This is a genomic window from Bacillus sp. FSL L8-0099, from assembly GCF_038006385.1.
Classification (GTDB): domain Bacteria; phylum Bacillota; class Bacilli; order Bacillales; family Bacillaceae_G; genus Bacillus_A; species Bacillus_A toyonensis.
The window spans coordinates 3219068-3242421 of sequence record NZ_JBBOVC010000001.1; the positions used below are offsets into that span (position 1 = coordinate 3219068).

Below are 23354 nucleotides of genomic sequence, written 5' to 3' on the forward strand. Positions count from 1 at the left end.
CCCCTTACAAATAATTTATATAGCAAGTTAAGCTCAATTAATTCACATACCAACCTACAGGCTTGGCATGCTGGTGGATATTGATTTGCTTCGTTTCCATAAAGTGCTCCAGCCCGGCAACACCTAAAGCCCTACCGATTCCACTTTGCTTATACCCGCCCCAAGGACCTTCAACATAAGCAAGATGATAACTATTAATCCAAGTAATTCCCGCACGCAATTTACTAATGACACGTTTTGCTCGGTCCATATCTTCAGTAAATACAGCACCGGCTAATCCATAAATGGAATCATTCGCTTTTTGGATCGCATCTTCCTCATCTTTAAATTTCTGTACAATAAGGACTGGTCCAAAAATCTCTTCCTTAACAATACGCATATCTGCATTTACATCAGCAAAGATTGTTGGTGCGATAAAAAAACCTCGATCAAGCCCATTTTCTGTTAAACGTTTACCACCACAAACTAATTTTGCACCTTCTTCCATTCCACTCTTTATATAATGTAAAACGTCATTCATATGAGACTCGGTTGTGAGAGCTCCCATTTCGATATTCTCGCTTTCTCCGTTTCCAACTACAATTTTGTTCGCACGCTCGGCCAATCTTTCAACAAACTTATCGTAAATGGTCTCTTGTACAAGCAAACGGGATGCAGCTGAACAAACTTGCCCAGCGTTGTGGAAAATACCAAACATCGCATTATCGACAGCAGTTTCAAAATCCACATCGTCGAACACAATAAGTGGAGATTTCCCCCCTAGTTCCAGTGTAATTTTTTTCATATTGCCCGCGGCTGCTCGCATAATACTTTGACCTGTTTTTGTTCCACCTGTAAAGGCAATTTTGTCAACATCATGGCTCTCTGCAAGCTCATTCCCAACCTTTGAACCAGGTCCCAACACTAAGTTTGCCACTCCGTCTGGAAGCCCAATCTCTTCGATAATTTCAAATAACTTGAATACGCTTACAGGAGTGACGTCAGCAGGTTTAATTACAATTGTATTCCCTGCGGCAAGTGCAGGAGCAATTTGCCAAACAGCTAGCATAAACGGGAAGTTCCAAGGTACAATCAGTCCACAAACACCAATCGGTTCATGAATAACAATCGTTTCTGAAGAATCATCACGATTGTAAGATTCCTTTTTTATACCTTTAATCAAGTCAGCATAATAGCGGAAGCATTGAACCGATACTGGAATATCTACATAGGTTGTTGCACGAATAACCTTACCGTTATTTGCAGTTTCCAAACGGGCAATTTCAGCTGTCTTCTCTTCAAGACGATCTGCAATCTTATATAGATAATCAGCTCTTTCATCAGCCGATAAATCTGACCAAATTCCGCTGTCAAACGCTTTACGAGCCGCCTTTATTGCTAGTTTCGCATCATCTGCTGATCCATGAGCGGACGTTGCAATAACCTCTTCAGTTGCAGGATTGATAATATTTCGTCTAGCACCCGATAATGCTTCTACCCATTTTCCGTCAATGAACATGTTTATTTCCATAAACACCTCTCCTTTACGCAATAATATCTACCAACTTGAAACCAATATGTGCTATATTGACCAGCATCGTTTTCTGATTATAGAATGGAAATGATTTGAGACGTTCCTTTTCAAATCGATATCCACCTGCATTCCCCGTAACGATCCATTGTGCCAATAACTTACCAAACAATGTTGAGAGAGACGCGCCGTGGCCTGTATAACCAGTTGCAAAATATGCACCTTCTTTAGATTTACCGATAACCGGGAACGTATCAATTGTCACACCGATAAATCCACCCCACCTGTAATCTATCTTGCTTCCTTCTAGTTTTGGCATTGTTTTAACCATAGCATCGTACACACTTTGATAAACGGCATCACCTAAGTTCGGACGAATATCACCACCGCCAAATACGATTCGATTATCTGGTGTACGCCTGAAATAGTAAAGGAAACTACTCGTATCAAAAACCATGCGATCTTTAGGAATAACGCTATTCAAAAGTGTTTCTGAAAGCTGTTCAGTAGCAATAATGCGTGCCGAAATTGGCAGTACGCCTTTATTCAGTTCAGCCATGATTTTTCCAGAGTAACCATCTGTAGCAACAATAATGTCTTTCGCTGTAACAGTACCTTTTTCTGTAACAACTTTCACACTATTTCGGCCGTACTCAATAGATAATGCTTTCGAATGCTCAAAGATTTTTGCACCAATTGATTTCGCTGCTTCTCCCAAACCAATTGCATAGTTCAGTGGTTGGAATGAGTAACTTGAGTTGTCGACTAAGCAACCATAATATTGAGGGGAATCAATTTCTTGATGCAACTGACTTCGATTAAGCACGCTACATTCATATCCAAAATTTTTGTTTAAGTACTCACTTTCATGTTTCAATCCTTCAAAATGTTTGGCTTTGTAAGCTGCCACAATGTGACCTGTCTTTCTAAAATTACAGTTGATTTGATGCTCGTCGATAATGTTTTTAACTAATTCAACACTAAGCAGAGAAAGATCGTTAAGCTGTCTCGCCTCTTCGGCACCATACTTTTTAGCAAGCTCCTGCATCGTTGACTTATAGCCCGGCAATACCATCCCGCCGTTGCGACCGCTTGCGCCATATCCGATTGTTTCCTGCTCAAGGACAATGACACTCTTTCCTAATTTTTGCAAATGATATGCAGAAGAAAGACCTGTGAAACCTGCGCCAATAATGACAACATCCGCCTCTTCATTTCCTTCAAGAGGTTTTCCTTTGTCATAGCTGTTTGCAGTCGCTGTCCACAGAGAGAGCGTATCCATTCGATCCATCTTTTCCATAGCTAATCCTTCTCCTTTCGTGACATGTATGTTACAATACAGTCAAAAATATTCGAAATATTCACTCTTATTGAATTAATAATATGATTTGGAGTTTCCTCCAAGTCAATAGTCATTTAAGAGTTTTTTGAATTCATTTTGCGAAAAAAGTGGAGTAACTCCACTTTTTTCATCGGAGGGACACATCTATGAAAATTGGTGCATTTGCAAAACTTTTTCATGTTACGACTGATACCGTTCGTTATTACATTGAACTTGGATTATTAATACCAGACAAAAAAAACACCCAGTATCAAATGAACCAATTGTGTTTCGACGACATGGCTTTTATTACCGAGTTGAAAAAATTTCATTTTTCATTGTTAGAAATCCAACGAATTTTATCGTATCGGCGTGTTACAAGCTTCTCGGACCATGAGGATATCGACTACTACAACAACTTGCTCACTGATAAAAAGAACGAACTGATCCAAAAAAAAGAAGACATATCAAAAGCTATCCAATTGATTGAAAAGGCGGTTCAAACCAGTTCGCCTTCATCCAAAGAAGAGAATATTACAGGAATTCCGCTTGACTTTGTAAATCTGCTCTATTGTCCGAAATGCCAAATTCCCCTTGAAATGAAAGATGTAACGATTAAAAAAGTTTACATTCACACGGGAAGTTTAACTTGTACCTGTGGATACGAAGCAGCTATCGAGGAAGGTATTATCATTACCGCGAACTTGTATGAGACGTCTCCTTATCCATCTTATTTTTACGATAAAGAAACGATTAAAGAGATTAATCCCAAAATGATTAACTTATTTGAAAAAATTAATTTTCAATTTCAAAAAGTTCTACAAAATATAGATTTGAAAAACAAATTAATTGTGGAAACAAACGTTGACGCTTTCGTGTCACTACCTAAATATATCGATGTTCTTGAAACGAGCGCATCCTATGTATTCAGTGGCTATTCACTTGAGATGCTCAAGAAGGTTCGAAACAGAATTGAGCGTATGAATCCGAAGCCACGCGTCCTTTATATTTTGAATTCCGATTTAAATTTGCCATTGAAACCGCTTAGCATCGATGTTTTTGTAGATAGTTTTTCAGTAACTGATTTTTCATTGCTCAATCCGCAATTCCCCATTCACGTTCTAAAAAACTATTTACATAACAGTTCAACAATTGTCGGCGGATACTCGTATTATGATAGCTCGGCCAAATCCTTGAAAAACATTTCAGGCTTATATCCAAATTCCAACGAGCATATTTTGTATCCCAAATACTTAGAAGAAAATTTATCAGTCAATGGATTTCAAATTACGCAAAGTGAAAATATCGGTTACTGTACAGATCCAGGACCTTATTTCGATTATCATGTAATAGACGAAAAATTCCACATGCTCATGTATTTGGCTAGTACGAACAAATAGCATACAAAAAGTATTTGTCCGAAAAATATGCTATTTCACAAATGAGTAGCACCTTTGTAGCTAAAATGGTAGTGCGGGTATCAGCATCCGCACTACCATTTTCGATTTGCCAATTTCATTCTACAACGTTTACATATCAATCTTATTTAAATGAATTATAGTCACGGCTCTATAGTTCCTGTCCCAACTCCAAAACTCTATACGTTTAGCATTCTTCGGACTACTATTAGATTTTTTTATTTAGTGAAGGTCTCACAGTACTACCTTTACTAACGAAGACAGCGCAACTCATTTTTATTCGTTCTTCCCAGAAAATATCTCTTCATTCTATCCCCCTCCTAAAATCCCTTTTCCTCCATTGACCAGTCGTAAAAAAAGCCATCCAACTCGAACGAATTGGATGGCCTTATACTAGAAAGAAAATGTTCTATTTGTATTACTTCAATTTTCCCTCAAAAACAATTTTTCTACCACACGGTTCAACTACTGTTTTTCCGTCTTTCTTCACTTCATGAAAGATTGGCTCTTCCATACGACGAGACGGGGCGTATCCTTCTTGTTCCATGCGAGCTAAGCAGTCTGTAATTGCTTCGTTTTCGAGTACTTCAAATTTCTTTTTATTAGGTTGTTTTGTCATGCCCTAACCTACTTTCTATTTTTCTTGATGCGAATTGATTCTTCATGTAGATCATATATACCATTGCGAGAATCCCTATTATAATCATAACCGCAATAAAAAAGCTTGTATACTGTATTTTTTCTATAAATACGCCTCCTAATACAGGCCCCATAATACTTCCTAAACTAAAGGCGATTCCAGATAATATATTACCTGCTGGTAGTAAGTGTCTCGGTAATAAATCTGTCATAAATCCAAGTCCTAAAGAGAAGCAAGATCCAATGACCATACCAGCTAACAGCATGCAGGCAAAGACTATCCAGTAATATTGATCAAATACGGCCGCAAGTAGAAAAATGCTCGTACCTATGCTGAACGTCCACGTTAATATACGGTCCCTTCCGTATTTATCACTTAATATACCGAGAGGAATTTGTGTAATAATGCCCCCAACTGCAAACGCTGGCAATAAGAAGGAAACTTCCGATACAGACCACCCTTTACGAAGTGCGTATACTGGTAAGTTACTATTTAACATTGCTTCAAGCACACCGTATGCAAGTGGTCCCAGTAATGCAATCCACCCTAATCCAACAACTTGTTTATAACGAGAAAATGATGATCCACTCTTCACTTCTCTTTCATCTTGTGCTGGGAATGCATTTTTCGTTGGGAGTAGTAAAAGCCAACCTATTAAACAAAGTATAGTAGATATGATAAATGGTGTTGCAAGACCGTACTGAACAGTGCTTGCTAAATACGGACCGACGGCAAAACCAATTCCGAAGAATACACCGTATATCGATACTTGTCTACCTATTTTACTCGGATCCGATGTTGTCGTAATCCACGTTTGCGTTCCAACATGAAGCATATGATCGCCGACTCCAACTAGAAATCTAAGGATAAACCATACCCAAAATGAAAATGTTTGTGTAAAAAAGAATAATGAAATAATGACGAGAAACCCACCAATGACGATAATTGGCTTCATTCCAAACTTTTGCATCGGTTTTTCAAGAAACGGTGAAATAACTAATATCCCAATGTATAATGCCGTCGCATGAATACCATTAATACTTGAACTAACCCCTTCTTGTTCAAAAATCATTGCAATGGCAGGTAAGAGCATCCCCTGTGATAAACCTGAGATTGCCACAATCCCAACCATAATCCAAAAAGTAAAACGCATCGACATCCTGTTCCCTCTCCTTCTCACGCTTTCCACTTTTCATTATAAACGGTTTCTTCAAATGCGTGTACGAATATTAACAATAAAAAGAAGCTAAAAGAATGAGCCTTTTAGCTTCTTATCCTTCCCAAACTTGTGCTTTCACATTGTAATGAAAATGTTTAAAATATGGATTTTCATAAAATGAAGGGCCATATAAGTACGGATGTGAATGAGCGATTGGTGGCTGCTGTATTTGTAAAGGAACTACAGCTGGTGAAACTTGCAAATACATCGGGCTTATCATTATTTTTGCATATAAGTGATGATTATATGGCGAATGCGCAATTAAAAACGGTTGATGCACTAGTAATCTCCCCTTTTACCTACAAATGTTATAGTATATGCAATACTTTTGCTTTCGGGGACTATTTCTGTTCTAACCAATTCTCTACATGATTTATAAATACATCTAAACAATCAATAAACGGTGAGTGCCCGCAATCTTCTAACACCTGCAACTTTGCATTTGGCAAATGTTTTGCTAATTCCTCACCGACTACTTGCGGTACGACGTAATCCCTGTCACCTTGTATGACGAGTGTAGGAGTTTTAATACGATGAATTTGTTTATTTCCCTCTACCACACCATTATGTTCATCCGAAATATTAAATGTGATGAGCGCATAATTCACATCTACGAAATTACGCTGCGTTAACATATCATCTAAATACTTCTCATAACGATCCGGTTCCGGTTGATTGTGTGTATATATTAATAGATTCCACACTGTACGATAATATAATTTATTCATATTTTTTATCGCATCTAGTACTGGAGCAATTTGTACAGGATCTTGCGCGATTTCTTCTTTCGTCTTTACTAAACTTGATACGATCGGTTCCCCGTTAATATCTTTTTTAAAGATTGGATAGCCTTTCATCCCTACTGATTCTACTAAAATTAACTTTTCTACAAAAGTTGGGTGATTCGCTGTAAATTGCATCGCAACACCACCGCCCATTGACCATCCCATTAACGAAAACTTCTCTAGCTTTAATTGATCGATAAATAATTTTACATCTTCTGCGAAGTCTTGTAATGAATCTATCGACTTATTATACGTCGATTGTCCAAATCCTCTTAAATCAAGAGCGTAAATATGGTATTGATTTTGCAGCTTTTCGATAACTAAATCAAAGTGTTGTGACGATGTCATGTTCCCGTGAATGAGTACGAGAGTTTCTGTATTTCGCCTTCCAACTTCCTGATACGCAATCGTTTCTCCATTCGATAGTGCAACAAACTCCATTGTTGCAGGCTTAATCATCACAAGTTCCCCCGTTCTTTTTAATAGAAAGAAAATTCTTTATATAATTAAAGAATAACATACAGAATATACGTTCTCAACATAAAATCTATGCGAAATTTTTACATAAAACAACATGCCTATTACTAGACAACTATAATAAAAAAAGATATAGTTAGCTAGGTAACTAATTTGAAAGGATCAAAATATATGGACGAAAAACAACATTTTTTTCACATCGTCAGCCAGACTTCTCGAAAGTTTACGAAGAAATTTAATGAACGCGTATCTCCAACTGGGTTATTTAGTGCGCAGTGGGCTGTTATTTTTCGTATTAATCAAACCGGTTCTTGTACACAAACAGAATTATGCCAGTATTTAAATGTTGAATCACCAACAATGACTCGTACGTTGACACGTATGGAAACGATGGGCTGGATTATTCGTACAGAAGGAAAAGATCGCCGTGAGAAGCTTATTTCTTTATCCGAAACAGCTATAAAAATGATTCCAGTATGGCAAGAAGAAGTGGATACTTTCGAAGAAAAGACGCTAGATGGTATTAACGAAGATGACTTACATCAAGCATTTCAAGTGTTACAACAAATTATTAAAAACTTAGATTAAATTGGAGGGATGACGATGCAAAGTGAAAAACTTTGGACGAAGGATTTCCTCGGAACTTGTTTTAGTAGTCTATTTCTCTTTTTAACATTCTATATGCTTATGACTACTTTACCTGTCTATGTAATAGACGGCCTAAAAGGAAAACCTGAGGAAATTGGTTTAGTTGCAACTGTTTTTCTTATTTCTTCTGTTTTATGTAGACCATTTACAGGAAAATGGCTCGATGACTTAGGAAGAAAGAAAATATTATTTATTTCACTTTCACTATTTTTAGCCGCTACTGTTATGTATTTCGGTGCGCAAAGTTTATTTTTATTACTTGCCCTTCGCTTCTTACATGGTATTGGCTTTGGGATGGCGACGACAGCAACTGGTACGATTGTAACTGATGTTGCGCCAGCTCATAGACGAGGCGAAGCACTTGCTTATTTCGGCGTATTTATGAGTCTGCCGATGGTAATTGGTCCTTTTTTAGGTTTAACAATTATTTCTCATTTTTCGTTTACTGTACTATTTATCGTTTGTTCCGTATTTTCATTACTTGCATTTTTATTAGGATTACTTGTAAATATTCCACATGAAGCACCAGTGAAAAAACAAAAACGAGAAAAAATGAAGTGGAAAGATTTAATTGAACCATCTTCTATTCCAATCGCTCTGACAGGATTTGTTTTAGCCTTTTCTTATAGTGGTATTTTATCCTTTATTCCTATATATGCGAAAGAGCTCGGTTTAGCCGATATTGCAAGTTATTTCTTCATTGTATACGCACTTGTTGTTGTAATTTCTCGTCCATTTACAGGAAAGATTTTTGACCGCTACGGCGAAAACGTACTTGTTTATCCAGCTATTATTATTTTCACAATTGGGATGTTCGCATTAAGTCAAGCACAAACTCCATTTTGGTTCCTAAGCGCAGGTGTATTAATCGGTTTAGGTTATGGAACATTAATTCCAAGTTTCCAAACGATTGCAATTTCTGCGGCGCCAAATCATCGACGTGGTTCTGCGACAGCTACGTACTTCTCATTCTTTGATAGTGGTATTGGCTTTGGTTCTTTCATTTTAGGTATCGTCGCGGCGAAATCAAGTTATCATAATATGTATTTTATCGCAGCTATTATCGTTGCGTTCACTTTACTTCTATATTATGGATTACACGGTCGAAAACAAAAATTCAAGAAACAACGTACAGACGGACAAATTTCCGCTTAACGTTAATAAGGAAAGTAAACTTCCCTGTTTACTTTCCTTATTTTGTATTTCTTTCAAGACGAGCGTATACTTATAGTAGCAAATAAAGGAGGGACCTATATGAAACTAAAAAAATCTCCCCTACTCTTACTTATACTAACATGCATATTTGTAATTACAGGGCTTGGTTTTACATACTTCAAACATAATAAAACAACCCCATCAAAAAATAACGTGACAAAGGAGAATTGGTTAGATGATCCTTACTTACGTTGGTCGTACACACATATGAAAGAATTCACTTTAATTAATGAAGTCAAAAACAATCCCGACCAAGTGGCTCACTTCCCTACTGCGTTACAAAAATTAGATGATTTTGCTGTGGAGCGTGGATTTGGAACTACGACTCCTTTAAGAAAACTTTTAGACGATAACAAAACAGATGCTTTTGTCGTTGTACATAATGGGCAACTTGTATATGAACGATATTTCAATGGATATAACGAGAGTGAACCGCATGGTATGGCTTCATTAGCAAAGGTCTTTACTGGGGCAATGATACAATCTCTCGCTGAAGAAAATCGTATCGATTTAGAGAAAACAGCTGACACTTATATAAAAGAATTAAACAATACACCGTTCGGTAAAGCGACACTCCAGCAATTAATGGACATGCAAGTTTCTGTAGAGTACCCTACTCATGGATATGAACATCCAGCGTTAGAAAATCAAGATGCACAACTATATTTAGCGAGCAATATTTTACCCCGAGGTAAAAACTACGACGGTCCGATGAAAATTTATGATATGTTACGAGAAGCAGAAGAAACTGCACCGCCTGGTTCCGGTTTTTCTTACGATAACGGATCAGCGGAAACACTCGCTTGGGTTATTCGAACTACCACTGGTAAATCATTAGCTGAAAATGTTAGCGAACGAATATGGTCTCAAATTGGTATGGAAGAAAATGCGTATTACGTTACAGACGAAACAAAAGTAGAACAAGCAAGCGCTGGTTTAAATGCAACTGCTAGAGATATGGCAAGATTCGGTCAACTACTATTAAATAACGGGGAATATAACGGAAAACAAATCATCCCTTCCTCCATTACAGAAAGTGTGGAAAATGTACAAGAAGGTGAACTCGCAATTGGCAATGGCGCTTCTATTTCTTATCATAATCAATGGTGGATTCCGCACAATGGACAAGGTGCTTTCGAAGTGTTAGGCAGTTACGGACAAACGCTTTATATCGACCCGAAAGCAAATATGGTAATCGTCCACTTCTCTTCTAATGCTACACCTAGTAATGAAATACATTCGGTTTATTCCAATATGTATGTTGATATTGCCCATCATTTGGAGAAGCTTTCACAGTAGTGGAAGCAGGATTTTAATCCTTGCATGAATGACTATTTGATTAATCAATCGATATGTTGTGCTGAAACGTCAATATAGTAAAAAAGGATCTCTCTTAATATAGAGAGATCCTTTTTTTACTTCTTCTTCTTTTCTGTCGGTTGGCTTTGTTTAGCGAAATTAGATGAATCATCGAAATTTGGTTGCTTTTTACCAGCATTATTACTTCTACCTTTTCCCATATGTAATGCACCTCCCTCCTCCTTACTATTCCCAATAAAAAAATCCTCTTGCATCCAAGAGGATTTTTTGTTGTGCTATTATTAATAATGCTCAACTGTTACCGCAGTACTTCCAACACCGTCCTATCATAACTTTTAACCATGGTGTTGATCGTGGCCATCAGGCCTATGATTATCTATCCGTCTTGGCGTTTTCCTTTAAACGATACCCTAATCTTCGATCGCTTGGTAGGCCGTGGTCCAGAAGTCTTGGATAAGATGCGATGGGGCTGGAGTGGACATCCCAACCTGTGTGAACAGAATTCCAATAAACTGTTTATCTGGATCAGCGTAAGCTGAAGTGCCGGTTCCGCCATCCCAGCCGAATTGACCGATAGACGCGTAGTCTCCAAGATAGGTACGCACCGCCATCCCAAAGCCCCAGCCACCTTGGATCCCTTGTCCGAACGACAAATGGATGTTATTTTTGGCCAAATCGTCTCGGTATACTTGTTGTTCAGGAGTAAGACGGTTGGTGGTCATCAGCTGGACTGTGGGCCTAGACAGGATCCGTTTAGTACCGTGCATCCCTTTATTCAAAAGCATCTGCAAATACGCGTGATAATCGTCGACGGTTCCAAGCAGTCCACCACCGCCTGCTTGGAATGCTGGAGGTTTGCTGTAACGTCCGCCCACACCTTCATCCCACACGATGAATTCACCTGTCTGCGGATCGGGGTTGAAGGCTGGTGGAAGCCGGTCAATCTTGAGCTCAGGTACGTAGAATCCAGTGTCCTTCATTCCTAGCGGATCGAATATGCGTTCGCGCAAGAACGACTCGAAAGTCTGACCCGTGACCCTGGCAACAAGAACGCCGATTACTTCTAAACTGATATGATACTGCCACCGCTCTCCGGGCTGATAGCTTAGCGGAAGTGCACCTAGGCGACGCATAAACTCATCTGGATCGGGCATATCCTGCCCTGGCGTGTCGAATATCCCACTCTCGAAGAACGCGTTCATGATGGGAGAACCCATCAACGTGAGATCCACTCCGAGCCCGAATGTGGAGGTCAACAAGTCTCGTACAGTGATAGGACGCCGTGCTGGGACGGTCTCTTCTAGCGGGCCATCGGGCTGTTTCAACACTTGCCGGTCGGCGAGTTCCGGTAGCCATTTGTCTACTGGGTCGTCTAAATGCAGTTTGCATTCATCGAGCAAAACCATTACTGGTGAAACTGCGATTGGCTTGCTAGTGGACGCCAATCGAAAAATCGTGTCCCGACGCATTGGTGCACCGCCATCATGCCTCATTGTTCCAAGCGCTTCGACGTGCGTCTCGCCGTTTCGGCTGACTAAGGCGACGAGCCCAGGAATCTTTCCAGAATCGACATGCCGCGCCAATACATTGCGCATTTTGCGCAATCCTGTTTCAGAAAAGCCCTTATTGTTTTGTCCCATTTTGTTCTCCTTTAGTTTAGATTGAGATTTCTAATACATATTGACAATCAATTATTAGTTCTTCAAATAGAAAAATTCCCCTTTTTAATAATTTCGACAAAATGCATTTATATACATGGAGGCACCATGCATCACTATCAACCTAAGATAGGCTACATTTATGGGGATTTAATAATGGAGAATGCAATCATTAAAAACATTGATACATCCATTTAAAAATATGATTACAAGATTTGCGAATTGATTATGATACATCTAAAAACACCGATATACTTTCAAACAAGTAAAAAAGCGCCCTGTACACAGGGCGCTTTGCTCCAACCTAATGACTAATATTAGCAGTTGGGTATAATGTCGTTCCTCCAATTGAAACCTTTATTTCATTTGTTAAAGGAACATTTTGCTCATTAATAATTGTTCTCCACCATTCCCATGCAAGACCTGTACATTCTCTCGCTACGACTTTTACATTTTTTGAATTCGGTGGAAGTGGTATAACTGTAGAGAAGTGAGCAGTTTTATCTCTGCCGCTTCCTTCCCAAGTTTTATGTGTTAGTACTTCTTTCCCATTTTGATCATATGAGAATTCATCCCAAGATACATCAAATTGAGCAACATATGCACCGTAATGATCAAGCGTCATTTTAGCACTTGAATATTCTGTAGTTGTAGTCTCAACATAATCTGTATTGTTATGAACAGCAGCAGTTGCATTATCTTTTAAGAAAGTGCTCGTATATGAAATTGGGTATGCTGGATTTTTTTTACTTAACTCTGCATTATCTTTAATGATATTTCGGATTTCATTAAAATCTTTTGTAACAACCTTGTTATGCTCTTTTGCATCTCCACCTAATACTACAGCGGTAAAGGTACTTTCTTCAAAAATATCTTTGTACTGTCCACTCGTTTCGACGCTGTTATTTTTAAGTAACGCTTTAAAAGCAGCTTGTACATCTTTGCTCTTAGATGTTGTTTCTAATTTCACATAAATGGTTCTGCCATAGGCTACATTTGACACCATAACAGGCGGAGCCGCATTACTTATCCCTTTACGAGTTAACTCACCGAAAGTAACACTATTATCAAAAAGATCTGATGGATTGTTAGGTAGTTCAGCACTTACGGTATAAAATATTTGCTTATATGCCGCAACCATCACTTTTTTCTCTCCATTTGCAACTGCATTAAAGTCAATGTTTAGACTGTTATCAAGATATTTAGCGTTGACATTAAGAGCACTTGCGATTTGTGATTTACTATACACCATGGACTCTGTATACTGCATTCTTGCAGGTAACGAATGTGTTGATGCATACTTCTCATTCCAAGTAGATACTAAATCATCTACTGCTCCAGACACATTACCATATGTCGGATTCTGGACAGATATCGTATTTTCTTTCCTCATTCCAGGTAAGTCTATACTAATATTTAAAGGTTTTCTCTTAGCCACTAATAAACTAGGTTGATTATCGGCAAAAGCTTTATTTGCAAGTTGTACTGCTCCTGGATACGTACGATTAGCTACAGAATCAATAATCGAAATATCGACCGGTGACGTTGTAAGTGATTTTTTTTCACGCTCAACTACTACAAATTTACCATTTGAATTGATACTTTCTTTCGGAACAAAACTCTCTACTTTATCACCATTTACTGCTAAAATATCTCTACTATCATACTTTAAATTTGCTATACCATTATTAATGTCACTAGCATTTTTTGCTGCATCAGTTGCATTACCTGTTTGCGTTTCCGCGAAAGAAATAGATGAATAATGAATAGTGCATAAACTAACTAACACACATGCTAGGAATTTTATTTTTTTATTACTTTTCTTAATTTTCAGAAAAATCACCCCGTTCTTTTTTTATATTAAATATGATAATGATTGCTAATTAATAAACTTACATAAATGCTTTTAAAAGTTCTTGAACTAACGGAATTACCCCACCTAAAAATTTCAAAACTGCCATTGCGATTTCCATATTGCTTCCTCCTCTTTGTTGTATTAAAGATGTGTTGAATATTTATGTCTTCATTATAATAAGCTTTTACATTTGCATCAATTCATTTTTATATGCAATATTACATATTGGAGGAAGAACATTTTTTTGCTAGATTGATGATGGAATAGAACCATATGCCCATCACCCTGAAGTTTTGGTGTCCCCCACAACGATAAAAACAAATCACTTCATGTGACACCTAAATCCAACGTTAAGATTAGTGCACAATTTAATAGAACTTGGAGATAATAGTGTCTAGTATTCAGCAAATGATTTTGAAAAAAAACAGGCGCACAATATTAGCCATTGTGGGATAAACAGCATAAGTGAATCACTTTATTTTGAAGTTCTTCTAGTTATGCTCCCTTTAATAAATGATCAGCATACAATCGCTGAACGAGTACACGAACTTGGCGCAGGGTTTATGTTACATATTCAGCAATTATCGGCCGAGGATTTAAAACATGCCGTCAATGAGGTGTTGCAGAACCCTTTTTAACTAAGGTGCTAGTCTGACAAATTCATCTATAAATTTCATAATCAAAGCATAAATGATAAGACTTATAGGTAATACATTTACAACTAAAGCGAAAATTCTTTTACTTAATTTCTCTGTGCTGAACATTGAAAGAATGCTTACAGGTACACTAAATATAGAAAGATAGAATGTGAGTAATACTAACATTCTTATCATATAATTCCCACTATCGTCTACACTACTTAATAAATTGTAAATTGGTAAGATAATAATCGTAGCAATCGCTGTCAAAGAGGATATTTTAGTAAATACATTCAAATTTCTCCTTACCAATCCTTTCACCTCTCTTTTATATTCATTACAATGCTCCTATAAGTTCATTCATTTTTTTACAGGTAGAAATAAGCATTTGCTCCATTCGTTCCTCTTATATTGAAAGGCATGTAGTACTCCCCCTCTTAAAAATATTTCAAATCAAAATGAAAAAACGTTTTGAAATATAAATTCAATCTATCAATACATTACAACAAAAATCTATAAATATCAGAATTTTCAATTTATTAAAGGTTATCCTCCAAACAACCTCGAACATTGTAAGAAACATACATAAGGAGGTTGATCTATTTTGTTTCGTTCTTTTACAAATGGTTGCGTCACCTTAGTGCAACGTTTCTTGCCAGAACCGTTTATTTTATCATGTTTATTAACTGTTTTTGTTATCTTCTTCGGCATGTTTGCAACTCACCAAACACCGGTCGAAATGATTAATCATTGGGGTAATGGCATTTGGGGACTTCTCGCCTTTTCTATGCAAATGGCACTAGTACTTGTCACTGGATCTGCTTTAGCGAACGCTCCTCTTATTAAAAAGGGGTTAATGAAAGCTGCCAGGCTACCGAAAACGAATGGCCAAGGTATTATTGCCATTTCAATTGTAAGTTTACTTGGTGCATACATAAACTGGGGATTTGGTATTGTTGTATCTGTTTTATATGCAAAAGAAGTTGCAAGACAACTTGAAGGATTAGATTACAGATTAGCAATTGCTTCTTCTTACTCTGGATTTCTCATTTGGCATGCGGGTCTTTCCGCTTCTATCCCTCTTACGTTAGCTACTGGCGGTGAAACGTTAATTAAAACGACAGCTGGAAGTATTAAAGAAGCGATTCCAATAACAGAAACGTTATTCTCACCATACGCTCTCGTTCCAGTTATTATCTTTCTCATTACGATGCCACTCATTAACCGGGCAATGCATCCCGATGAAAAACATACGGTAACAGTAGATCCTAGCGTATTTCATGAAGAAGCTGCTGCTATAGAAGTAGAGCCAAAAACAGTCGCTGAAAAAATGGAAAATAGCATCATTATTACACTTTGCGTTGGGTTATTAGGTCTCATTTATATTTTCAATTACTTTTATACGAAAGGTTTTAACCTTACACTCGATATCGTTATTTTTATGTTATTAATTGCTGGTCTTATTTTTCACCGGACTCCGATTCAATATATTCGTGCTTTTTCAGACTCTACAAAAAGTGCTTCTGGCATTCTACTTCAGTTTCCGTTTTACGCAGGAATTATGGGTATGATGATTGGAGTAAATAGTGAAGGTCTTTCTCTTGGAGGAGCTATTTCTAATTTCTTTATTAGTATTTCAAACGAAACGACTTTCCCGCTCTTTACTTTTTTAAGTGCTGGCATCGTTAATATTTTTGTTCCATCTGGTGGCGGTCAATGGGCTGTACAGGCACCCATTATGATTCCAGCTGGTGCTGAACTTGGTGTACCTGCTGCAAAAACAGCAATGGCAATTGCGTGGGGCGATGCTTGGACGAATTTAATTCAACCTTTCTGGGCATTACCAGCGTTAGCGATAGCTGGTTTAGGTGCTCGTGATATTATGGGATTTTGCGTTGTGAACTTACTATATGCAGGATTTATCATTAGTTTATGCTTCTTATTTATTTAAACGAAAAGCTAGTTTTATACTAGCTTTTTTACATAATAAATCATTTACCCCGCATTAACAGGCAGTAAACTCCCACCCATACCAGCTAGAGCAAAGCGGTTAGGTGGGAAATCAACTGCCTGTAAATGCCCGATTGGTGAAGGCTAATAATCAGTGGGAAGAACAAAACCCCCACTGATTAAAGTTTCACTTTATTTCCCACGCAATTTATAATCGTCTTCCACTCTATCTCCGTAAGGTTTAATGCCTCAAATGCAAAAAAATCTTTACATATCTTTTCAATCAGATATGGATTTTCCCTCAAGAAATTCCACTGTAACGCTTTAGGAAGAAAATACGTTTCATACTCTTTACTTCCTCTTACTACCTCATCGACTTCTCTTTCACAAATCCCTCTTATTAAATAATCATTTCTTAATTGGATCTTCATTTGTTGAAACGTTTCACTATATTTCTTCAATTGGATTAAGCAATTAATATAGGTACGAAAAAGTTCGTTATCATACTGACAACAATTTATAATACGATCAATTTCATTCATAATGTACGAGCCTTTTCTTCTATTTGTAATAACCACTTTTCCCGCTTCTCTCGTTTACTCGTTTTCACAGATTGAAAAACAGATCGTTTTATATCGCGAATGCCGCAAAAACGTAACACACCTCTCTTCATCATAATCCAATCTGCTGATCGATATAATAGGGCGACGTACCATAACGGTGAATCTAACGTATTAATTACCCACGCCTTCTTTCCTTTCAATAAGCCCTTCGGCAAGGCACCTTCATATTTATAAGCAAATCCAGCTACGAAAATGCGATCAATAAACCCTTTTAAAATAGCAGGCATCCCCCACCACCATATCGGATATATGAATAAAAGAGTATCTGCTTCTGCCACTAACGTTCTGTACCAAGCTGTTTCTTCTTCATTTACTAAATCACGCCTTTTCTTCTCTTCATTAAATACGAGCACCGGATCAAATTGTTCCTTATATAAATCAAGTACTGTAACAGAATGATTTGTCCCCTGTAGTCCTTTTTGCACATGCTCTAAAATCGCCTCGTTAAAACTGGAAGGATTAGGATGAGCGTATATAATTAATACGTTCATTACAAAACAACTCCCTCTATAGTTAAAGTTTCCCCTTCTTTAACATCTTCTCTACAATTTGTACGTTTTTCGAACTTTGTAATAAACGGTTTAATACGGTAAGTAACTCTTCCTTGTCTAAATCTTTCAGTTTCTCTTTCACCGTACGCTCACCAGCACCTTGAATATCATAAACAACTGCCGCCATATGCTTGCAAAGATTCTCATAAGGGCACTCGCAGCTACTTTCTGTAAAATCTTCAAGATCAATAATCACTTCATAATTTCCTGCATTTCCAGTAACGAAAGCAATTACTTTCTTGTCTTGTATTTCAACATCTTCTACATGTCCATCTTCATAATATTCATATCCCTTATCTATAATGTACTTTGGGATCCATTTCGTTATATCTTTTAATAAGTAAGCGTACATATTTGCACCTCTTCCTTTAATTCCCTTTTGACTTCAAAAAACCTGCATGTTATTCTAATAACTGTCAAGTAGCGAGTCTACGTGACAAAACGACTGACACCTATTCGGCGGAGGTGTCTCTTTTCATTTGCAGCCGATATGAATTGCCTCTTTCAGGCACATTCAATTTTTGACACTACACACTCAACACCATTCCCTGTATCAGGCTGCATTAGCAGTCTTTTACTCTACATACTTCGCTATTTCAAGAAAAAAAGAGAGACTAGCTCCCTTTTCTCGCCTTATAAAATACCCCTTTTTCAGTATAGAGATATTCATCATCAGCTAATGTAATTTTCCCATCCAGTTTGAGTTCATCTAATAGTCTTGATAAATAAAATTGATGTAACATTTTTTTCGTGAATTTTCCTTCATGATGCGAAACGATATGTTCTTGAATATCTAACAATGATATTGGCTTATCTTGCTCTATCATATATTCATAAACTGTACTACGCAGTTTTACGTATTTTTCGAGTGTCACAGTAATCCGCAACCCCTTTCTTCTTAATATAAATTTTCGTAATCGGTTTTTTTGCAACAAAAAAACCTCTCCGATAAGAAGAAGTTACGTATATATCTTCGTCTTATCTCCCAGAACAAATATGTTCTGCTGGAATTAGCACCTGCATCGCGGTTGCTGGGTTTCATCGGGCCAGTCCCTCCACCTCTCTGGATAAGAAAATATTCACTTAAATCTTACTATACGTAATTTCATTTCAATTGTCAAACAAATACAACAAATTATATTTTCTTTCTTCCTGTTCATACTATACATATATGAATATGCAAGGAGGATTATGAAATGCACGAAAATGCTCGCGGATATGTACAAGATTCTTTTCAATCATTACAAGAAGCAAAACATTGTTTAGAAGAAGCATTACAGACTGTCGAAAAAGATTTTAATCGTGCTCGTATTGAGCAATCTCTTTATGCGATCGAACAAGCTATTCAACGCTGCGATTACACGGTTCACATTTTAGAACAAGATTGAAAAAAACTTCCCATCATAAGGTGGGAAGTTTTTTCAAATGGCATACTTCATAATTATTGCCGTTATGATTAAAAAATATACAGAATTAACAATTTCTAAAATCCCTACTTTTATGATAGAAATTTTTTTGCCATACAACATAATTGCCCGAATGACACTTGGTATAAAAATAAGAGAGCACCATGGATTGATAGCAAATATAATTATCGTTAATAAGATATGATAACCCCATGATATAATACGATACTTCGGATTATTTTTTTCACGAATCATTGTCTTCACATAAAACGTACTTCCTAAAAAATATAAAAATGAAATAATCGCAATAAATAAAGCTGTTTTATCTATGAGTTTCATTGAAAAATAATAACTAACTAAACCACCTATACAGAAAACGATAATTGCGCAAATGTCATTTAGCAGTGCTCTTTCATTCTTTTGACGAGCGTAATACATATTTACTATAAATAATGGAATCATTGCTGCTACGAATAAAAGAACTCGCCATTCATATAATAGAGAAATCATCCCAAATACGAACGCAATAATAAAATATACAATTGCTGCATGTAAAAACTCTTTTTTTCGTTTTTGTTTTATGTACATGAGAAATGGATACGTAGCTAAATAGATAAAGAACCAAGCTAAAAACAATGGAATATGATAAAAAGTAGGTTTCCCAAGTATGACACTTAATAGAAATGGGATAACAAGCATGGCCCATGCACCATGTTGCTTCGGAATAACTAACTTCATTAACTATACACCTCCCTCTTGAAAGAAGTTCTCACCTACTATTATACAAATAATTTTATATAATAACGGATGTATATTGGATCTATTTTTTGACAATAAAAAATGCTTCTTACAATATGTAAGAAGCATGAAAGAGGCAAACGAATATGTAAGTCGCGACCCTACCTTATATAAGTATGCTTTTCTATGTCATGTTATGCTCATCTAATATACCGTATTTCTTTTTAAACCTTGTGAGAATCGTAATCCACGAAGTACTAAATAGTAGTAGGAAAATAACATTTGAAATCGCATGACTTAAGTCAAAGTAAAAACTCGCGATATAGTACGCAATGACGGTTTCCCACGTTGCTTCTCGTATAAAACCGAGAAGTCCCCAGAAGTTCATAATCCAACCAAATAAAAATCCAACAATTAATCCGTATAGGAGTCTTCCCCATAGCTTTTTCATGAAAAATGTATTACGTAATAGTCCAGCTATAAAACCAATCATACCCCATGAAAACATTTGCCACGGTGTCCACGGACCTTGTCCTAAAAAAATGTTCGATACGATAGCGGCTGTTGCCCCGATCATAAAACCAGTTTCACTCCCAAACACGATTGCAGAAACGATAATGACAAAGGAAGTTGGTTGTACACTTGGTAAAATAGAAAATGGTACGCGGCTAACCGCAGCAATTGCTGCTAACACGGCAACGAGAACAATTTCACGTGAAACAAACGCCTTCCTTTCAAAACGGATATAGAAAGGTAACATAATAACAGCTAATAAAAACAAACTACTTACCATGTAATAGCCGTCCATGAGGAGTGTAGTAAAGAGTAATGTGCCTATTATAAACGCAAAAATACATATTATGAATGCAATATATCGTTTGGACACGCTTCGTACACATCCTCCCACGTTAATGCATATGGCAATTCTTTTCGAATGAATCGATTAATAGATGTTGTATAAAAGAAGTTACCGCTAAAAAATTCTTTCGGTGCATCATTCATAATGACTGTTCCATCAAATAACATCATGCACTGATCAACATATTTCGCTGCGAACTCAATATCATGCGTTGCCATTACAATGGTTGTACCTTCTTTTTGTAATTTCCTAAATAGCTCCCCTACTCTTTCTTTCTTCCATGGGTCTAACCCCTTTGTCGGTTCATCAAGTAGTAATAGCGTTGGTTTTGATAATAACGTTGTACATAATGCAAGTAGTTGTTGCTCTCCCCCGCTACAATCATGTGGATGGCGCTCTTTAAGCGAATGTAACCAAAACTGTTTCAACATATCTTCTGCTATTTCTTTTCCTTGTTCTCCATATAATTCACGAGCACGTTCATAAACTTCTTGCCACACTGTATCAAATGTAAAATGATAATACGGATGCTGTGATACATACCCGATCCTTTTAAATCGTTCTTTCGAATCAATTTTATGTATCACTTTACCATGCCACTTTACTTTCCCTCTTCTCGCTTTTTGCAATCCTGCTAAAATCGTTAACAGTGTAGACTTCCCAGTACCATTTTTCCCAACGAGCGCTACCCATTTTCCTTTTTCAATCGCAACTGTTAAATCTCGTAAAATAAGCGGACTATTTTTTTCATATTGAAAAGAAATATGTTCTGCACTTAACATTACTTCTTGTTTTTCACGTTGTACCATCTGCTCATTCACATATGATATCGCTGAAAAGTCATTCATTTTCATTTGTGCTTCTCGCACTGTAAACGGAATATCTCTCGCATTCCATTCTAAAAACAACCTTGGAATTTGCGGAATAAATGGACGGAAGTTTTCTACTTTCCACATTTTCGCTATAACTGTTTTAGGACTACCATCATAAACAATTCGGCCGTTATCCATACAAACAACGCGTGTTGCAAGTGGTATCACTTCATCTAAACGATGTTCACTTAAAATAATCGTAATTCCAAGTTCTTCATTAATACGTTTTAACAATCCTAAAAACTCTTTCGCAGCAATTGGATCTAATTGCGCCGTTGGTTCATCTAATAATAATAGTTTCGGCTGCATAACTAATACCGCAGCTAAATTGACAAGTTGTTTTTGCCCACCAGATAACGTATGAACAGATTGATGCAATAAATCTTGAAATCCTAAGAAGCTAATGAGCTCGGCTATTCGTTTTTGAATAATATGTGATGGTAATCCGATATTTTCTAAAGAAAATGCTAATTCTTGAATCACTGTATCCATTACAAGCTGATTTTCTGGGTTTTGAAATACCATCCCAATTTCTTGGGCAGATAATAAGTCAGGTACTTCCTCTAATAATACATCTTCATAAAACATCTCTCCCGAACGCGTGCCAATTGGAAGTAACTCCTTTTTAAAATGTTTTAATAATGTCGTCTTCCCAGATCCCGATCCTCCAGCTAGCGCTATAAACTCTCCTTTTTGAATAGAAAGAGAAATATGCTGTAACGCTTTTTCATTTTCATCAGCATATACAAATGATAAATTGTTTATTTCTGCATGCGCCACCATATCCATTCCCTTCCTTCCATTATGATTGGTAAACTAATAAACAGCGTAAATGCTACAAACATCATTCCATCGTATTGCTGGAATAGAATAGATTCGACTTTCGGATAAATGATCAATTTTCCCCCGCCATACTTACTACATATGATAGCAGTTATAAATAAAATCATTAAATAACTGAGCGTATACCAATCACGTTTTTCCATTCTATACCGAATATACGTCGTACGTTTCGTTACACCAAATCCACGAGCTTGCATAGAATCTGCCGTTTGAAGTGCATCTTCTAACGAGCAAATTAATAATACTTGCAGTAACTGCATGCCATTTTTCACTCGTTCAACAATTGAACCTGAATCTACCTGCACACCTTTTGTCTTTTGGACGAGTGTTATTTTCTGTAATCGTCTAATAAACAAAGGCACAAATCTCACTGTAATCATCGTTAACAATGCAACTTTCGGTGAAATTCTCGAAAACAAATATAAAAATTTATGACTTGAAATAATATCATTATACGAAGCAAACGTAAACATAATTGCAACTAGTAATAACCCCATTACTAGTCCAAACATAATTGCCTCCAGCTTAATACGGCTATCACCTAACCAAAATAACGTAGTTCGACCTCTATGCGTTAATAACGAATTAAATAAAATTACCATAAAAAAGAATACGATTGTGCTCGGTAACATCTTTCTTATCTTTTCGCTATTCCCTTGCATCACATTTAATATAACGATTAATAAAATTGCTCCAATTAAAAAAAGAGGATGAAGACACATCATACATAGTATCATCACCCCAATATAATAGAAAAAATTCACAAAAGGATGTAAAGAAGAAAAACTTATTTTCATAGTCCTTTACC

23 protein-coding genes and 1 riboswitch are annotated in these 23354 nt (G+C 36.8%); of the genes, 7 read left to right on the forward strand and 16 right to left on the reverse strand.

Going from position 1 to position 23354, the window contains the following annotated elements:
• Positions 1 to 37 precede the first annotated feature (37 nt).
• Both MHH42_RS16235 and MHH42_RS16240 read right to left on the reverse strand, forming a co-directional pair.
• Positions 38 to 1510 (reverse strand): aldehyde dehydrogenase family protein, encoded by a 1473-nt coding sequence (locus tag MHH42_RS16235; RefSeq protein WP_340893609.1) that lies wholly within the window; start codon positions 1508 to 1510, stop codon positions 38 to 40.
• A gap of 13 nt (positions 1511 to 1523) precedes the next feature.
• Positions 1524 to 2810 carry an NAD(P)/FAD-dependent oxidoreductase gene (locus MHH42_RS16240; RefSeq protein WP_097838188.1) on the reverse strand — a complete coding sequence of 429 codons (1287 nt, stop codon included), beginning with the start codon at positions 2808 to 2810 and terminating at the stop codon, positions 1524 to 1526.
• Positions 2811 to 2998: 188 nt separating this feature from the next.
• On the opposite strand from MHH42_RS16240, the gene MHH42_RS16245 reads away from it, so the two are divergent.
• Positions 2999 to 4231: a MerR family transcriptional regulator gene (locus MHH42_RS16245; RefSeq protein ID WP_000689568.1), complete on the forward strand. Its 1233-nt coding sequence runs from the start codon at positions 2999 to 3001 to the stop codon at positions 4229 to 4231.
• Between the two features lie 436 nt (positions 4232 to 4667).
• On the opposite strand, the gene MHH42_RS16250 is transcribed toward MHH42_RS16245, so the two are convergent.
• The 4 genes from MHH42_RS16250 to phaZ all read right to left on the reverse strand — a co-directional run bounded on the left by MHH42_RS16250 (position 4668) and on the right by phaZ (position 7352).
• Positions 4668 to 4868 (reverse strand): NETI motif-containing protein, encoded by a 201-nt coding sequence (locus MHH42_RS16250; protein WP_000166300.1) that lies wholly within the window; start codon positions 4866 to 4868, stop codon positions 4668 to 4670.
• A complete protein-coding gene (locus MHH42_RS16255; RefSeq protein WP_000062789.1) occupies positions 4852 to 6048 on the reverse strand; it encodes an MFS transporter in 1197 nt (398 codons plus the stop codon). The genes MHH42_RS16250 and MHH42_RS16255 overlap by 17 nt, the downstream gene beginning before the upstream one ends.
• Before the next feature lie 112 nt (positions 6049 to 6160).
• Positions 6161 to 6388 (reverse strand): hypothetical protein, encoded by a 228-nt coding sequence (locus MHH42_RS16260; RefSeq protein ID WP_000554163.1) that lies wholly within the window; start codon positions 6386 to 6388, stop codon positions 6161 to 6163.
• A 61-nt stretch (positions 6389 to 6449) separates the two neighbouring features.
• Positions 6450 to 7352, reverse strand: coding sequence for an intracellular short-chain-length polyhydroxyalkanoate depolymerase (gene phaZ, locus MHH42_RS16265; RefSeq protein WP_000594846.1), 903 nt, complete (start codon positions 7350 to 7352; stop codon positions 6450 to 6452).
• Between the two features lie 189 nt (positions 7353 to 7541).
• Between phaZ and MHH42_RS16270 the strand changes: the two genes are divergently transcribed.
• The 3 genes from MHH42_RS16270 (at position 7542) to MHH42_RS16280 (ending at position 10532) form a co-directional block, all read left to right on the forward strand.
• Complete coding sequence (locus MHH42_RS16270; protein WP_000343676.1) at positions 7542 to 7958, forward strand: MarR family winged helix-turn-helix transcriptional regulator; 417 nt, start codon at positions 7542 to 7544, stop codon at positions 7956 to 7958.
• 15 nt (positions 7959 to 7973) lie between these two features.
• Complete coding sequence (locus tag MHH42_RS16275; RefSeq protein ID WP_001190323.1) at positions 7974 to 9173, forward strand: MFS transporter; 1200 nt, start codon at positions 7974 to 7976, stop codon at positions 9171 to 9173.
• Between the two features lie 99 nt (positions 9174 to 9272).
• Positions 9273 to 10532, forward strand: a complete 1260-nt coding sequence (locus MHH42_RS16280) for a serine hydrolase domain-containing protein (RefSeq protein WP_098826978.1) — start codon at positions 9273 to 9275, stop codon at positions 10530 to 10532.
• A 431-nt stretch (positions 10533 to 10963) separates the two neighbouring features.
• Here the strand turns inward: MHH42_RS16280 and MHH42_RS16285 are convergent, their stop codons facing one another.
• Both MHH42_RS16285 and MHH42_RS16290 read right to left on the reverse strand, forming a co-directional pair.
• A complete protein-coding gene (locus MHH42_RS16285) occupies positions 10964 to 12193 on the reverse strand; it encodes a serine hydrolase domain-containing protein (protein WP_340893611.1) in 1230 nt (409 codons plus the stop codon).
• 322 nt (positions 12194 to 12515) lie between these two features.
• On the reverse strand, positions 12516 to 14054 hold the full coding sequence (locus MHH42_RS16290) for a thiol-activated cytolysin family protein (protein WP_000576517.1): 1539 nt from the start codon (positions 14052 to 14054) through the stop codon (positions 12516 to 12518).
• 449 nt (positions 14055 to 14503) lie between these two features.
• Here MHH42_RS16290 and MHH42_RS16295 point away from each other — a divergent pair, with 449 nt between their 5' ends.
• Together MHH42_RS16295 and MHH42_RS16300 are read left to right on the forward strand one after the other, a co-directional pair.
• Entirely contained in the window at positions 14504 to 14704 is a 201-nt protein-coding gene (locus tag MHH42_RS16295) for a glycosyltransferase (protein ID WP_255253933.1), read from the forward strand.
• A gap of 604 nt (positions 14705 to 15308) precedes the next feature.
• Entirely contained in the window at positions 15309 to 16655 is a 1347-nt protein-coding gene (locus tag MHH42_RS16300; RefSeq protein WP_097896664.1) for a short-chain fatty acid transporter, read from the forward strand.
• A 178-nt stretch (positions 16656 to 16833) separates the two neighbouring features.
• Here the strand turns inward: MHH42_RS16300 and MHH42_RS16305 are convergent, their stop codons facing one another.
• The 4 genes from MHH42_RS16305 to MHH42_RS16320 all read right to left on the reverse strand — a co-directional run bounded on the left by MHH42_RS16305 (position 16834) and on the right by MHH42_RS16320 (position 18763).
• Positions 16834 to 17196 (reverse strand): hypothetical protein, encoded by a 363-nt coding sequence (locus MHH42_RS16305; RefSeq protein ID WP_001002313.1) that lies wholly within the window; start codon positions 17194 to 17196, stop codon positions 16834 to 16836.
• Positions 17193 to 17768, reverse strand: a complete 576-nt coding sequence (locus MHH42_RS16310) for an NAD(P)H-dependent oxidoreductase (RefSeq protein WP_001101577.1) — start codon at positions 17766 to 17768, stop codon at positions 17193 to 17195. Before MHH42_RS16310 ends, MHH42_RS16305 begins: the two co-directional genes overlap by 4 nt.
• A gap of 22 nt (positions 17769 to 17790) precedes the next feature.
• Positions 17791 to 18180, reverse strand: a complete 390-nt coding sequence (locus MHH42_RS16315) for an SWIM zinc finger family protein (protein ID WP_000271514.1) — start codon at positions 18178 to 18180, stop codon at positions 17791 to 17793.
• A gap of 262 nt (positions 18181 to 18442) precedes the next feature.
• Positions 18443 to 18763 carry a hypothetical protein gene (locus MHH42_RS16320; protein WP_073990648.1) on the reverse strand — a complete coding sequence of 107 codons (321 nt, stop codon included), beginning with the start codon at positions 18761 to 18763 and terminating at the stop codon, positions 18443 to 18445.
• Between the two features lie 40 nt (positions 18764 to 18803).
• Positions 18804 to 18902: riboswitch (SAM riboswitch) on the reverse strand.
• Between the two features lie 122 nt (positions 18903 to 19024).
• Here MHH42_RS16320 and MHH42_RS16325 point away from each other — a divergent pair.
• Positions 19025 to 19216 carry a hypothetical protein gene (locus tag MHH42_RS16325; RefSeq protein WP_000545000.1) on the forward strand — a complete coding sequence of 64 codons (192 nt, stop codon included), beginning with the start codon at positions 19025 to 19027 and terminating at the stop codon, positions 19214 to 19216.
• Between the two features lie 33 nt (positions 19217 to 19249).
• Here the strand turns inward: MHH42_RS16325 and MHH42_RS16330 are convergent, their stop codons facing one another.
• From MHH42_RS16330 to MHH42_RS16345, 4 genes are all read right to left on the reverse strand, one after another.
• Positions 19250 to 19972, reverse strand: a complete 723-nt coding sequence (locus MHH42_RS16330) for a YwiC-like family protein (RefSeq protein ID WP_097855401.1) — start codon at positions 19970 to 19972, stop codon at positions 19250 to 19252.
• Between the two features lie 184 nt (positions 19973 to 20156).
• A complete protein-coding gene (locus MHH42_RS16335; protein ID WP_097855402.1) occupies positions 20157 to 20858 on the reverse strand; it encodes an ECF transporter S component in 702 nt (233 codons plus the stop codon).
• Positions 20831 to 22492, reverse strand: coding sequence for an ABC transporter ATP-binding protein (locus MHH42_RS16340; protein WP_002156463.1), 1662 nt, complete (start codon positions 22490 to 22492; stop codon positions 20831 to 20833). Before MHH42_RS16340 ends, MHH42_RS16335 begins: the two co-directional genes overlap by 28 nt.
• Positions 22465 to 23343, reverse strand: coding sequence for an energy-coupling factor transporter transmembrane component T (locus MHH42_RS16345; RefSeq protein ID WP_087968969.1), 879 nt, complete (start codon positions 23341 to 23343; stop codon positions 22465 to 22467). Before MHH42_RS16345 ends, MHH42_RS16340 begins: the two co-directional genes overlap by 28 nt.
• Positions 23344 to 23354 lie beyond the last annotated feature (11 nt).